15 protein-coding genes are annotated in these 12,456 nt (G+C 66.1%); 2 read left to right on the top strand and 13 right to left on the bottom strand.

Features of this window, described 5'->3' with window-relative positions:
- Positions 1–101: 101 nt before the first annotated feature.
- Positions 102–935, bottom strand: a complete 834-nt coding sequence (gene truA / locus CCR84_RS00445) for a tRNA pseudouridine(38-40) synthase TruA (protein WP_201208968.1) — start codon at positions 933–935, stop codon at positions 102–104.
- 274 nt (positions 936–1,209) lie between these two features.
- Between truA and CCR84_RS00440 the strand changes: the two genes are divergently transcribed.
- Together CCR84_RS00440 and CCR84_RS00435 are read left to right on the top strand one after the other, a co-directional pair.
- The gene (locus tag CCR84_RS00440; RefSeq protein WP_201208967.1) at positions 1,210–1,500 is read left to right on the top strand and encodes a nucleotidyltransferase family protein; all 291 of its coding nucleotides are present in this window, start codon (positions 1,210–1,212) and stop codon (positions 1,498–1,500) included.
- Complete coding sequence (locus tag CCR84_RS00435) at positions 1,497–1,865, top strand: HepT-like ribonuclease domain-containing protein (RefSeq protein ID WP_201208966.1); 369 nt, start codon at positions 1,497–1,499, stop codon at positions 1,863–1,865. The genes CCR84_RS00440 and CCR84_RS00435 overlap by 4 nt, the downstream gene beginning before the upstream one ends.
- A 27-nt stretch (positions 1,866–1,892) precedes the next feature.
- Here the strand turns inward: CCR84_RS00435 and CCR84_RS00430 are convergent, their stop codons facing one another.
- The 12 genes from CCR84_RS00430 to aroC all read right to left on the bottom strand — a co-directional run bounded on the left by CCR84_RS00430 (position 1,893) and on the right by aroC (position 12,303).
- A complete protein-coding gene (locus CCR84_RS00430; RefSeq protein WP_201208965.1) occupies positions 1,893–2,495 on the bottom strand; it encodes an energy-coupling factor transporter transmembrane component T family protein in 603 nt (200 codons plus the stop codon).
- A 261-nt stretch (positions 2,496–2,756) separates the two neighbouring features.
- Positions 2,757–3,050 (bottom strand): hypothetical protein, encoded by a 294-nt coding sequence (locus tag CCR84_RS00425; protein ID WP_201208964.1) that lies wholly within the window; start codon positions 3,048–3,050, stop codon positions 2,757–2,759.
- Positions 3,034–3,486, bottom strand: a complete 453-nt coding sequence (locus tag CCR84_RS00420; protein WP_201208963.1) for a type II toxin-antitoxin system HicB family antitoxin — start codon at positions 3,484–3,486, stop codon at positions 3,034–3,036. The genes CCR84_RS00425 and CCR84_RS00420 overlap by 17 nt, the downstream gene beginning before the upstream one ends.
- Complete coding sequence (locus CCR84_RS00415) at positions 3,483–3,731, bottom strand: type II toxin-antitoxin system HicA family toxin (RefSeq protein ID WP_201208962.1); 249 nt, start codon at positions 3,729–3,731, stop codon at positions 3,483–3,485. The genes CCR84_RS00420 and CCR84_RS00415 overlap by 4 nt, the downstream gene beginning before the upstream one ends.
- Positions 3,732–4,082: 351 nt before the next feature.
- On the bottom strand, positions 4,083–5,213 hold the full coding sequence (gene asd / locus CCR84_RS00410; RefSeq protein WP_201208961.1) for an aspartate-semialdehyde dehydrogenase: 1,131 nt from the start codon (positions 5,211–5,213) through the stop codon (positions 4,083–4,085).
- Between the two features lie 105 nt (positions 5,214–5,318).
- Positions 5,319–6,383: a 3-isopropylmalate dehydrogenase gene (gene leuB / locus CCR84_RS00405; protein ID WP_201208960.1), complete on the bottom strand. Its 1,065-nt coding sequence runs from the start codon at positions 6,381–6,383 to the stop codon at positions 5,319–5,321.
- Positions 6,384–6,755: 372 nt separating this feature from the next.
- Positions 6,756–7,397, bottom strand: coding sequence for a 3-isopropylmalate dehydratase small subunit (leuD, locus tag CCR84_RS00400; protein WP_201208959.1), 642 nt, complete (start codon positions 7,395–7,397; stop codon positions 6,756–6,758).
- Positions 7,397–7,522 carry an entericidin A/B family lipoprotein gene (locus tag CCR84_RS00395; RefSeq protein WP_201208958.1) on the bottom strand — a complete coding sequence of 42 codons (126 nt, stop codon included), beginning with the start codon at positions 7,520–7,522 and terminating at the stop codon, positions 7,397–7,399. The genes leuD and CCR84_RS00395 overlap by 1 nt, the downstream gene beginning before the upstream one ends.
- An 11-nt stretch (positions 7,523–7,533) precedes the next feature.
- A complete protein-coding gene (leuC, locus tag CCR84_RS00390) occupies positions 7,534–8,952 on the bottom strand; it encodes a 3-isopropylmalate dehydratase large subunit (RefSeq protein ID WP_201208957.1) in 1,419 nt (472 codons plus the stop codon).
- A gap of 197 nt (positions 8,953–9,149) precedes the next feature.
- The gene (locus tag CCR84_RS00385; protein ID WP_201208956.1) at positions 9,150–9,971 is read right to left on the bottom strand and encodes a M48 family metallopeptidase; all 822 of its coding nucleotides are present in this window, start codon (positions 9,969–9,971) and stop codon (positions 9,150–9,152) included.
- A complete protein-coding gene (locus CCR84_RS00380; RefSeq protein ID WP_201208955.1) occupies positions 9,968–11,194 on the bottom strand; it encodes an MFS transporter in 1,227 nt (408 codons plus the stop codon). The genes CCR84_RS00385 and CCR84_RS00380 overlap by 4 nt, the downstream gene beginning before the upstream one ends.
- An 8-nt stretch (positions 11,195–11,202) precedes the next feature.
- Positions 11,203–12,303 (bottom strand): chorismate synthase, encoded by a 1,101-nt coding sequence (gene aroC / locus CCR84_RS00375; RefSeq protein ID WP_201208954.1) that lies wholly within the window; start codon positions 12,301–12,303, stop codon positions 11,203–11,205.
- Positions 12,304–12,456 lie beyond the last annotated feature (153 nt).

The raw sequence follows: 12,456 nt of genomic DNA, 5'->3' as shown, positions 1-12,456 counted from the left end.
CACCCGGTCATTGAACGTAAACTTCGGCATTGTAGGTCCGGTCGGCGCAGCGTGACCCGACATGCTCAACGCCCCCCCACCAGCGCAACCCGACATGCCGCTCAACCCCGCACCCACGACGGGTCCAGCGGCGCCAGATCCGTCAGCGGCAGCTCGGCCAGCGGCAGTGCCTGCGGGTCCGGCGGCGGCAGCCCCCAGACCGGATCGTAGTCGACGCCGACGAGGTAGAGTCCGGCCGCGGCGAAGGTCGGTGCAGCCAGGCGGCGGTCGCCGACCGCCAGCAGTTCGCCGATCCACTCGGGCCGCTGGCGGCCGAGACCGACATAGACGAGGCTGCCGACCATGTTGCGCACCATGTGGTGCAGGAAGGCGCCGGCGGCGAAGTCGAAGACGACGAAATCGCCGCAACGGCGGACCTCGGCGCGGCGGACGAGCTTCACCGGCGACTTGGCCTGGCACTCGGCGGCGCGGAAGGCCGAGAAGTCGTGCTCGCCGAGCAGGTGGGCAGCCCCCGCCTGCATCGCGGCGAGGTCGAGCGGCGCATGATGCCAGCCGGCGCGACCGTGCCACAGGGCCGGTCGCTGTGGACGGTTGAGCAGCAGGTAGCGGTACTGGCGTCCCTGCGCGCAGAAACGCGCGTGGAAGTCGTCTTCGACCGCGCAGGCCCAGCGCACGACGATCGAATCGGGCAGGAAGGTGTTGGTACCGCGCGACCAGGCGCTCAGCGGCCGCTGCACCGGGGCGTCGAAATGGACGACCTGCGCGCTGGCATGGACGCCGGCGTCGGTGCGCCCGGCACAGACGACATCGACCGGCACGCCGGCGAGCCTGGCCAGCGCCGCCTGCAGCGCGTCCTGGACGCTGCCGCCGGCCGGCTGCTTCTGCCAGCCACAGTAGGGGCTGCCGTCGTATTCGATACCGAGAGCGATGCGCATGGGAGGGATGAGGAACGGAAAAGTGTTTTCGCAGGCAGCGCGAAGGCCGGCATTGTAAACCGGGCAAGCTCGGATCCCGTAAATTCAGTGGGCAGCAGACAACGGTTCGTTGTCAGTACCTCCCGGCTTGGCGGGAGTGGCAGTGGCACCCGAGGGCGGTAGCCCGCAAGACGCGAAAACGATAGCATCCGAGCTGTCAGACGCGCACCGCATCATTCTCTGCAATGCGAAGGATGGCTTCCGAGCCTTCCGACTTGAATGGAGAACTTTCAACATGCGCCCTTCCCTCGCCCTGAAGACGCACCGCGATGCCATTCGCGACATCGCGCTGAGCCATCGGGTCACCGATGTACGGGTCTTCGGCTCGGTGCTGCACGGTGACGATACCGAAGCGAGCGACCTCGATCTGCTGGTGGAACCGACGGAAAAAACGACGCTGATGGACATCGCGAGGATTGAGCTCGAGCTCACACGCCTGTTGCAGGTCAAGGTCGATGTGCTGACACCAAAAGCGCTACCGGAGAAGTTCCGCGCCCAAGTCATCGACGAGGCGGTCAGGCTATGAGCAAGGCCGACGCACTTCGTGTGCTCGATTACCTCTACCACATCGTACAAGCCATCGGACGCATCCAACGCTATGTCGCGAATCTTTCCGAAGATGACTTTCTCGCGGACGAGAAGACGCAGGATGCGGTCATCAGGAACTTCGAGATCATCGGCGAGGCAGCGCACAATGTCGAAGCCCACCACACGGTGTTCGCTGCCGAGCACTCCGAGGTGCCATGGCTTCTGATGTACACGATGCGCAACCGCGTGGCCCATGGCTATTTTCAGGTCGACTTGGAGCTGATCTGGAAAACGATCCACAGTGACCTGCCAGAGCTTCACGCCATGGTGAGCAGGCTGCTCAAGAGCCAGGCAAGCGGCTGAGCCCCCGACGCGATCTTCAGCGCCGCATCAGAGCAGGACGATCGCCAGGAGGGCGACGACGCCGCAGGCCAGCAGCAGCCGGTCGCCGGGCGACAGCGGCGCGTCGTCGAGTTCGACCGTCTCGGCCGAGTTTACTGCCGGCACCGCGAGCAGCGTGCGCCAGTCGCGCGGTCGCGGCAGTTCCTCGGCGTAGCGCAGCGCCAGCATCAGCCGGATGACGCCGCGGTCGACGTCGATGCCGGTCCAGCGCAGCGGCTGCAGCAGGCGGCGCGAACCCGAGAGCAGCATCCCCAGCGGCATCTTCTCGAGGAACGCGGCGACCGTGATCAGCACCAGCAGCAGGCGACCGACCTGCGTTGCCGCCTCCTCGACCCCCTCGCGCGTCGGTGCGCCGAAGCCCGACCACAGCGGATCGCCGGCAACGCCCCAGGCGAAGATGATGGCGAGCGAGACGAGCAGCCAGCGCGTGCGCCGGATCAGCCGGCCGGCACGCGCGAGGATCGCCGAACCGAGCAGCCCGGTCGCCGCCAGCGCGACGATCAGCGGCGCGCCGGCCAGGCGCTGGATCGCGAGCAGCAGGAGCAGCCAGCCGGCGAGGCGGACGGCGGGATGCAGTGTTGGGAGGGGCAAGAGGGTGTCGTCCTGAGGGAGGCAGCGAGAAAGTGGCGCGACGCGAACTGTGGGAGATGAAGAGGTCGTGCACGGCGTGAATGTCCTGTGGTCGTAAGCGAAGTTGCCGGCAGCGCCGACCGCTCATGCTCGCCTTACTGTAGCGAATGCGAAACCCGCAACGCCCGCCGCATCGGAGTCAGATCCAGTGACAGCTCAGGTCGAATGCACTGCGGATGGAACACACAGGCTGACGAGTGCCGACCGGACGCGACCGAATCGCTAATCGACCTTTCTTCTGCGTTTCGGCTTGTTGATCTGCGCAGCATCGACGGTCAATGCCGTTTTCTTCTGCGTCCTGATGAGCCCGATGCGCGAAACTCCGACGATGGCGCTTGGCAGCGTATCGTCTTCATTTGCTCCCGCGTAGGCGGTGCCTATGGAAAACTCGATCATCGGATCATAAAGCCCGTCGGTCAGGCCGTACTGCTTGACGAGTAGTTCGGCAATCTGGCGAATGGAGAGGGGCTCTGCAACCGGCTGCTGGTCCGCGGGATGTTCAGTGGGTGAGGACATTTTGACTCCATTGCCAAGGTTGGTCGCGCTCGGCGAGAGCCGTGGTCACTCGCACCGGCCTTTCGAGATGCACATGGACGTGACTGTGCTGCGCAGAGGGCTTGGCGCTGAGCTTCTCCTGGCATGCCGTCTTCACCCATTCGTTGAGCTTCACATCGTCTCGGTCAGCGGCCAGCGCACAAGCACGGTGCAGGTCCGGGCCGAGGCGAACGTTGAATACGCCCTTGAACGGAGTATCCGGCCGGTCGCCACATTCGGCGCAGGTTTCAAGGTAGTCATCGACGGCTTCCTGGAAAGCCTTTTCAAGCTCAACAGGCGATCGTGCCGTGTAGCCGACGACATCCGGGATGTAGAGCAGCTTGCCGTGCAGGATGTTGTCTTCGATGCTGACTTCGGCAGAGCCGAGATAGCCTTTGTACTCGAAGGTCGGTTTCATTCGATCTCTCCCGCGTTCTTCAGCGCCTCGATGATGAGGTCGATTGCATATTTAAGGAGTATGTTTTCTGGGTGAGGTTCGTGTATCGACAGCTTCAGCCCGGTACTGTGTCTGAACTTTCGCCTTGAACCGTCGTTCTTGAGGAGACTGAAGTTGCATTGCTTCAGCAGGCGTGTTGCTTCGTCCCACGTAAAGTCGGACGGGCGCTCAAGCAATCGGGCGATCAGCTTGTCTTTCCTGGACACGATACTAAGTCCTCCGTCGCCAAAAAAGCAACTAATAATAGTTACTAATTGCTGTGAATCTTGCGTTGCAGAAGCCCACACGACATCGGGCAGCTCGCCCCAACGGCCCCGAAGCACACTGCGCACGCTGCAGAAAATATTCTATTATCTTATCCAGAAGTAGTGAGTGGCGACAAGACCGCCGAGCAGGCCGCCGAGTTTTTCAGGCTTATTTTTCAGTGGCTTGAACGACGAAAAGCTCGCTCCCATCCTGCCAGGGCAACAACTCGCTTGAGGCGCACGCAGAAAAAAACCGGGGCGAGCCCCGGTTTTTTTGCTTCTTCCCGTCGCGGCCTATACCGCGCCTCTTGCTCAGGCTTCGAGCAGGATGCGCAGCATGCGGCGCAGCGGCTCGGCGGCGCCCCACAGGAGCTGGTCGCCGACGGTGAAGGCGCCGAGGTACTCCGGACCCATCGCCAGCTTGTGCAGGCGGCCGACCGGGACGGTCAGGGTGCCGGTGACGGCGGTCGGCGTCAGTTCGCGCTCGCTGATCTCGCGCTCGTTGGGGACGACCTTGGCCCAGGGGTTGGCGGAAGCGATCAGGCTCTCGATCTCGGCGAGCGGGACGTCCTTCTTCAGCTTGATGGTCAGGCCCTGCGAGTGGCAGCGCATGGCGCCGATGCGCACGCAGAGCCCGTCGATCGGGATCGAACCGGGGCTGCGGAACGCCGGCTTGCCGAGGATCTTGTTGCACTCGGCGCCGCCCTTCCATTCTTCCTTCGACTGGCCGCCTTCGACCGGGACGTCGATCCACGGGATCAGGCTGCCGGCAAGCGGGGTGTTGCGGAAGTTCCTGGTCGGGAATTCGGCCGAGCGCATCGTCGCCGCGACCTTGCGATCGATCTCGAGGATGGCCGAAGCCGGATCGGCGAGCTCGGCCTTGACCGCGTCGTGCAGCGCGCCCATCTGCGCGAGCAACTCGCGCATGTTCTGCGCGCCGGCGCCCGATGCGGCCTGGTAGGTCATCGCCGAGACCCATTCGACGAGGTCGGCGCGGAACAGGCCACCCAGGCCCATCAGCATCAGCGAGACGGTACAGTTGCCGCCGATCCAGTTGCGGCCGCCGTTGGCCAGCGCCGCGTCGATGACGTTGCGGTTGACCGGATCGAGCACGATCACCGCGTCGTCCTTCATGCGCAGCGTCGAGGCGGCGTCGATCCAGTGGCCCTTCCAGCCGGATTCACGCAACTTGGGGAAGATTTCCTTGGTGTAGTCGCCGCCCTGACAGGTGACGATGATGTCCATCGCCGAGAGCGCCTCGATCGACATGGCGTCGTGCAGAACGCCGCCGGCCTTGCCACCGAAGGACGGCGCCGCGCTGCCGGCCGCCGAGGTCGAGAAATAGAAGGGCTCGATCAGGGCGAAATCGCCCTCCTCGGCCATCCGCTGCATCAACACCGAGCCGACCATGCCGCGCCAGCCGACCAGACCTACCTTGCTCATCGCCATAGTTGTTCCTTCGTTGATCCGTCCCAAGCAGTGCTTTCGACGACGGATCCTTCCATTCGTTCAGTGTGCGGACACGAACGGGTTCGCGTCCGCGTCCGCTTACAGTGCGGCGAGGACCGCGTCGCCCATCGCGCGCGTTCCGACCAGCTTGGTCCCCGGTTCGAAGATGTCGCCGGTGCGGTAGCCTTGTGCCAGCACCTTCTTCACCGCCGACTCGATGCGCTGCGCGGCTTCTTCCCTGGCGAAGGTGTAGCGCAGCATCATCGCCGCCGAAAGGATGGTCGCCAGCGGGTTGGCCTTGTCCTGGCCGGCGATGTCCGGCGCCGAGCCGTGCGAGGGTTCGTACATGCCCTTGTTGTTGGCGTCGAGCGAGGCCGACGGCAGCATGCCGATCGAGCCGGTGAGCATCGACGCTTCGTCGGAGAGGATGTCGCCGAACATGTTGCCGGTGACCATCACGTCGAACTGCTTCGGGTTGCGCACGAGCTGCATCGCCGCGTTGTCGACCAGCATGTGCGAGAGTTCGACGTCGGGGTAGTCGCGCGCGACCTCGATGACCACGTCGCGCCACAGCTGCGTCGCTTCGAGCACGTTCATCTTGTCGACCGAGCACAGGCGCTTGTTGCGCTTCTGCGCGGCCTCGAAGGCGACCTTGACGATGCGGCGGATTTCCGACTCGCTGTAGACCATGGTGTTGTAGCCGACGCGCTCCTTGCCGAACGGCGTGTCGCGCATCTCGATGCCGCGCGGCTGGCCGAAGTAGATGTCGCCGGTCAGTTCGCGCACGATCAGGATGTCGAGGCCGGCGACGATTTCGGCCTTCAGCGTCGAGGCGTTGGCGAGCTCGGGGTAGAGGATCGCCGGGCGCAGGTTGGCGAAGAGGCCGAGCGCCTTGCGGATGCCGAGCAGGCCGCGCTCCGGACGCTGGTCACGCGGAAGCGTGTCCCACTGCGGGCCGCCGACGGCGCCGAGCAGGATCGCATCGGCTTCCTGAGCGAGCTTGAGCGTCGCGTCGGGCAGCGGGGTGCCGGTCGCCTCGAAGGCCGAGCCGCCAACAAGCGCTTCCTCGTATTCGAAGCCGAGGTCGAGCGCGCGCAGGACGCGCAGCGCCTGCGCCATGATTTCGGGACCGATGCCGTCGCCGGGCAGTACGCAGATTTTCATTTCATTCCTTTCATGAATGGGGACAGTATGACTCATGCTGTCCCCGTCTAATTAATGTTCATGGCGAGTTGCACCACCCCGGAGCATGAAACGCGCCCATCGTCTTCAATTCCGTCATTGCGAGGCGCGCAGCGCCGTGGCAATCCAGTTCGTTCTTCTGTCGCTTCAAGCCTACCAGCTATCCACGGACGCCCCGATATCAGCCCTACGCACTGGATCGCCACGCCCTTCGGGCTCGCGATGACGGGTTGCTGCTCCGGGTAGCGCCTTTGCTTCATCCCTTCGCAGTTTCACGTCAAGAGATATCTTTTTGGCCGCCGCCCCATCGCCATTGAGGGAGGGGCGGCAAGCCCGAGTGGAAGTTGACGGGCTTCAGGCGCTGAACAGCCAGGGCTGCTCGATCCGGCGCTTTTCCTCGAAGGCGCGGATCTTGTCGGCCTGCAGCAGGGTGAGGCCGATGTCGTCCCAGCCGTTCAGTAGGCGTTCCTTGCGGAAGGGCTCGATCGCGAACGGCAGCGCGGCGCCGTCGGGGCGCTCGACCAGCTGCTTTTCGAGGTCGACCGTCAGCCGGTAACCCGGCGTCGCGTTGACTGCAGCGAACAGCGCGTCGATGTCGGCCGCCGGCAGGACGATCGGCAGGATGCCGTTCTTGAAGCAGTTGTTGAAGAAGATGTCGGCGAAGCTCTCGGCGATGATGGCGCGGAAGCCGTAGTCGAGCAGCGCCCACGGCGCGTGTTCGCGCGAGCTGCCGCAGCCGAAGTTCTGGCGCGCGAGCAGGATCTGCGCGCCCTGGTAGCGCGGCTGGTTGAGGACGAAGTCGGGGTTCTGCGGACGGCCGGAACAGTCCTGGCCGGGCTGGCCGACGTCGAGATAGCGCCACTCGTCGAACAGGTTGGGGCCGAAGCCCGAACGCTTGATCGACTTCAGGAACTGCTTCGGGATGATCGCGTCGGTATCGACGTTGGCACGGTCGAGCGGGGCGACGAGGCCGTCAAGGCGGACAAAGGCTTCCATCAGCGTGCCGCCCTTTCGATCGCCTGACCACCGCGCTGGAGGTCCTGGCCGATGCCCTGCACGGTGTTGCAGGCAGTCGCCGCCACAGCCAGCGCGGCGACGAGAACTGCGTTGATTCGCTTCATGTTTTCTCCTCTCAGGCGAGATCGCGAACGTCGGCGAAGTGGCCGGCGATCGCCGCCGCCGCTGCCATCTGCGGGCTGACCAGATGCGTACGGCCGCCGGCACCCTGGCGGCCTTCGAAGTTGCGGTTCGAGGTCGAGGCGCAGCGCTCGCCCGGCGCCAGCCGGTCGGCGTTCATCGCCAGGCACATCGAACAACCGGGCTCGCGCCACTCGAAACCGGCGGCAACGAAGATCTTGTCGAGGCCTTCGGCTTCGGCCTGGCGCTTGACCAGCCCCGAACCCGGGACCGCCAGCGCCAGCTTGACGTTGGCGGCGATGTGCTTGCCCTTGACGACATCGGCGGCAGCGCGCAGGTCTTCGATGCGCGAGTTGGTGCACGAGCCGATGAAGACCTTGTCGATGGCGATGCTTTCGATCGGCTGATTGGCCGAGAGGCCCATGTAAGCGAGCGCACGCTCGGCGCCTTCTCGCTTGACCGGGTCGGCGAAGGAGGCCGGATCGGGAACGCAGCCCTTCACGGAAACGACCATCTCCGGCGAAGTGCCCCAGGTGACCTGCGGCTCGATGTCCGCGGCGGCGAGTTCGACGACCGCGTCGAAAGAGGCGCCCTCGTCGCTGACCAGCGTGCGCCAGTAGGCGACCGCGCGTTCCCAGTCGTCACCCTGCGGCGCGTAGCTGCGGCCCTTCAGGTAGTCGATGGTAGTCTGATCGACGGCGACGAAGCCCATGCGCGCGCCGGCCTCGATCGCCATGTTGCAGAGCGTCATGCGCCCTTCCATCGACAGCGAACGGATGGCGCTGCCGGCGAACTCGATCGCGTAGCCGGTGCCGCCGGCGGTGCCGATCTTGCCGATCACGGCGAGCGCGACGTCCTTGGCGGAGACGCCCTGGCCGAGTTCACCCTCGACGCGCACCAGCATCGTCTTCGACTTCTTCTGCACCAGACACTGCGTCGCCAGCACGTGCTCGACTTCGGAGGTGCCGATGCCGTGCGCCATGCAGGCGAAGGCGCCGTGCGTGCTGGTGTGCGAGTCGCCGCAGACGACCGTCATCCCCGGCAGCGTCGCGCCGTTTTCCGGGCCGACGACATGCACGATGCCCTGGCGCTCGTGCTTGAACGGGTAGTAGGCGAGCGCGCCGAACTCGGCGATGTTGGCGTCGAGCGTCTCGACCTGCAGGCGCGAGACCGGGTCCTCGATGCCGCGCTCCCAGTGGTCGGTCGGCGTGTTGTGGTCGGCGGTGGCGACCACCGACTTGATGCGCCAGGGCTGGCGCCCGGCGAGCTTGAGCCCCTCGAAGGCCTGCGGACTGGTCACTTCGTGCACCAGGTGGCGATCGATGTAGATCAGCGCCGATCCGTCGTCCTGTTCGAGGACGACGTGGCTCTGCCAGAGCTTGTCGTAGAGGGTTTGCGGCGATTGTTGCGACATGGAGTGTTTGTCCCCGAAGCAGCCCATAAAATCAAGCCGACGATTATGTCACAGCGCCGGCGAACCTGTCAGCAGAGGCCGGAGGGGAAAAGCGCGGAAAGCGCGGGCGATTCAAGCCCTTGCCGGCGGCTGCCGCCGCTCCCGCGATGGCGCTTTCGCGTCTGTCGAGCGTCGAGCGCAATGGCGAACGCAGTCGCTCAGCGCTGGCGCGCCGCAAGATACAGCGGTTCGACGCGGTCGGCGAAGATCTTGAGGTCGGCGATGCGCGAATCGTGCGCGGGGTGCGTCGACAACCACTGCGGCGGCTGGCTACCTCCCGTAGCCTGCATCTTCTGCCACAGCGTGATCGCCGCATGCGGGTCGTAAGCCGCGCGCGCGGCGAGTTCAACGCCGATGCGATCGGCCTCGGTCTCGTGCGCGCGACTGTTCGGGCGCAAGAGGGTCAGGTCGGTGATGATCGAGGCCAGGTCGATCGCGCCGCTGCCGAGGCCGGCGACGGCACCGAGCACGGACAGGCCGAGGCTCGCCGCCTGCTCCTGCGAGGCGCGTTCGCGCCCGTGCTCGCGCAGGGCGTGGGCGATCTCGTGCCCCATCACCGCGGCGAGTTCGGCGTCGCTGAGCTTGAGCTTGTCGATCAGCCCGCTATAGACGGCGATCTTGCCGCCGGGCATGCACCAGGCGTTGACCTCGCCGCTCTCGATGACGTTGATCTCCCATTGCCAGCGCGGCGCGTCGGCCCGGAAGGTGGCGGTGACCGGCACCAGCCGCGCACCGATCGCGCGCACGCGGGCGAGCTCGGCCGGATCGCGGTTGAGCAGCCCCTTCGCCTTCGCCTCGCTCAGGATCTTGCGATACGACTGGTCGGCAGCACGGTCGACCTCGGCCGACGGGATCAGGAGCATCTGCCTGCGCTCGACGCCGACCGCGCCGGGGGCAGTCGTCTGCGTCGCGCAGGCGGTCAGCGCCAGCAGCGACAGCACTGCCAGCGAGCGCCGTGTGCAGGATGAAGAAGCTTTCATGGTCTGGCCTCCTGCCGGGAGTCTCCCGGTGCGGCGAGTGAATTCGTCATTGTAGGCGCGTCGGCGCCGGGCGGCGTGCCCTCCTCCTCGCGCACGCCGAAGAGTACCAGCAGCAATCCGGCCAGCGCGAACAGCGAGCAGAGCGTGAAGGTGATGCCGGCGCCGAGCGCGTCCCAGGACCAGCCGCTGACCAGCGCACCGAGCAGGCCGCCGGCGCCGAAGGAAAGGCTCGAATAGAGCGCCTGCCCGCGTCCCTGCGCGCGCCCCGGAAACCAGCGGTTGACCGCGGCGATCGCCGCCGCGTGATGCGAGCCGAAGGTCAGCGCATGCAGGAGCTGCGCGCCGGCGGCGACGAGCGGCAACTCGACATACCAGCCGATCAGCAGGAAGCGCAGCACCGCGGCGGCGAAACTGACGAGCAGGATCGTGCGCAGGCTGAAACGGCGCATCAGCGGCGCCATGACCAGGAAGACGCCGATCTCGGCGACGACGCCGAGCGACCATAGCCCACCGACCAGCGCCGTGCCGTAGCCGTTCGCCGACAGGTGGATCGAATAGAAGACGTAGTAGGCGCCGTGCGCTGCCGACATCGCGAAGCACGCCGCCAGCAGCGCGCGTACCCGCTTCTGGCGCAGGATGTCGCCGATCCTGGGCGGCGGCGCGCTGTCCGTACGCTGCGTCGGCGCCTCGGGGAGCAGCAGCGAGCAGGCGAGGATGCCGACCAGGGTCGCCAGCAGCATCCACAAGAGGCTACCGATCGGCCAGTGTTCGAGCAGCGCGCCGACACCGGCGACGGCGACGATGAAGCCGATCGAGCCCCAGACGCGGATGCGGCTGTAGCGCGCCGGCTCGTCCCTGAGGTGGTCGAAGGTCTGCGTCTCGACCAGCGGCAAGGTCGCGCTCCAGAAGAAGGCGAGCAGCGCCATCGCCGCGAGCAGGCCGGCCAAGCTTTTCGTGAAGAAGAAGGCGACGAAGGCGAAGAGGCTGATCGCCGCAGCGAGGCGGATGATCGGCGTGCGCCGCGCGCTGCGGTCGGCGAGCGCGCCCCACAGGTAGGGCGCAAACATGCGCATCAGCTGCATCTGGGACATCAGGAGGCCGATGTCCCAGGCCGAGAAGCTCAGCGACTTCAGGTAGAGGCTGAAGTACGGCGAGAAGACGCCGATGAAGGCGAAGTGGAAGAAGTAGTAGCCGGACAGCCGCCAGTAGGGAAGCGCAGACAAGGCTGCTTTCAGCGCTCGCCTGCCGGCAGCCGCGGCGTCGCGCAGACGACGTCGCCGCACTGCGCACGGTGACGCAGCGCATGGTCGATCAGCACCAGCGCCAGCATCGCCTCGGCGATCGGCGTCGCACGCAGCCCGACGCAGGGGTCGTGGCGGCCATGCGTCGCCACCGTCGCCGCCTCGCCCGCGCGATCGACCGACTGGCGTTCGAGGCGGATGCTCGAGGTCGGTTTCAGCGCCATGCGCACGACCAGGTCCTGACCGGTCGAGATGCCACCGAGCACGCCGCCCGCGTTGTTGGACAGGAAACCCTGCGGTGTCATTTCGTCGCCATGCTCGCTGCCCTTCTGCGCGACGCTGGCAAAACCGGCGCCGATCTCGACGCCCTTGACCGCGTTGATCCCCATCATCGCGTGCGCGATGTCGGCGTCGAGGCGGTCGAACACGGGCTCGCCCCAGCCCGGCGGAACGCCGGTCGCGGTGACGGTGATCAGGGCGCCGACCGAATCGCCGGACTTCCTGAGCGCGTCCATGTAGGCCTCGAGTTCGGGGACGATGGCGGCGTTGGGCGCAAAGAACGGGTTGTCGTCGATCACAGCGGCATCGACGAAGGGAATCGCGATCGGCCCCAACTGGCTCATCCAGCCGCGGATGACGACGCCGTAGCGCTCCTTCAGCCACTTGCGCGCGATCGCGCCGGCGGCGACGCGCGTCGCCGTCTCGCGTGCCGAGGAACGGCCGCCGCCGCGGTAGTCACGGAATCCGTACTTCTGCGTGTACGCGTAGTCGGCGTGACCGGGACGGAAGGTCTCGGCGATGTTGCCGTAGTCGCGGCTGCGCTGGTCCTCGTTGCGGATCAGGAGGCCGATCGGCGTGCCGGTGGTCCTGCCCTCGAACACGCCGGAGAGGATCTCGACCGTGTCGGGCTCTCGCCGCTGCGTGACGTGGCGCGAACCGCCGGGCTTGCGCCGGTCGAGTTCGACCTGGATGTCGGCTGCGCACAGTTCGAGTCCCGGAGGACAACCGTCCACGACGCAGCCGATTGCCGGACCGTGCGACTCGCCGAAGGAGGTGACCGAATAGAGGAGGCCGAAGGTGTTGCCGGACATGGGAATTCCACTGACGATATAATGGCCCGAAAGTCTAGCACAGCCGCCGATGACGCCAGGAAAACGCCCGCGCAGCAGCCCGCCGATGCCCGCCGCGGGTGCGCCCTTGCGTTCGCGATCGGGCACGGGGGCGAAGGGCTCACCTGGGCCGGG

Source organism: Rhodocyclus purpureus, from assembly GCF_016653115.1.
Classification (GTDB): domain Bacteria; phylum Pseudomonadota; class Gammaproteobacteria; order Burkholderiales; family Rhodocyclaceae; genus Rhodocyclus; species Rhodocyclus purpureus.
The sequence above is the reverse complement of the archived record's forward strand: the minus strand, read 5'-3'. Positions and strand labels throughout refer to the sequence as shown.

Bases quoted from the DNA above. Each gene is read 5' to 3' on its own strand.
- truA (WP_201208968.1), bottom strand. From the start codon at position 935: ATGCGCATCGCTCTCGGTATCGAATACGACGGCAGCCCCTACTGTGGC.
- CCR84_RS00440 (WP_201208967.1), top strand. From the start codon at position 1,210: ATGCGCCCTTCCCTCGCCCTGAAGACGCACCGCGATGCCATTCGCGAC.
- CCR84_RS00435 (WP_201208966.1), top strand. From the start codon at position 1,497: ATGAGCAAGGCCGACGCACTTCGTGTGCTCGATTACCTCTACCACATC.
- CCR84_RS00425 (WP_201208964.1), bottom strand. From the start codon at position 3,050: ATGTCCTCACCCACTGAACATCCCGCGGACCAGCAGCCGGTTGCAGAG.
- CCR84_RS00420 (WP_201208963.1), bottom strand. From the start codon at position 3,486: ATGAAACCGACCTTCGAGTACAAAGGCTATCTCGGCTCTGCCGAAGTC.
- asd (WP_201208961.1), bottom strand. From the start codon at position 5,213: ATGAGCAAGGTAGGTCTGGTCGGCTGGCGCGGCATGGTCGGCTCGGTG.
- leuB (WP_201208960.1), bottom strand. From the start codon at position 6,383: ATGAAAATCTGCGTACTGCCCGGCGACGGCATCGGTCCCGAAATCATG.
- leuD (WP_201208959.1), bottom strand. From the start codon at position 7,397: ATGGAAGCCTTTGTCCGCCTTGACGGCCTCGTCGCCCCGCTCGACCGT.
- CCR84_RS00395 (WP_201208958.1), bottom strand. From the start codon at position 7,522: ATGAAGCGAATCAACGCAGTTCTCGTCGCCGCGCTGGCTGTGGCGGCG.
- leuC (WP_201208957.1), bottom strand. From the start codon at position 8,952: ATGTCGCAACAATCGCCGCAAACCCTCTACGACAAGCTCTGGCAGAGC.
- CCR84_RS00385 (WP_201208956.1), bottom strand. From the start codon at position 9,971: ATGAAAGCTTCTTCATCCTGCACACGGCGCTCGCTGGCAGTGCTGTCG.
- aroC (WP_201208954.1), bottom strand. From the start codon at position 12,303: ATGTCCGGCAACACCTTCGGCCTCCTCTATTCGGTCACCTCCTTCGGC.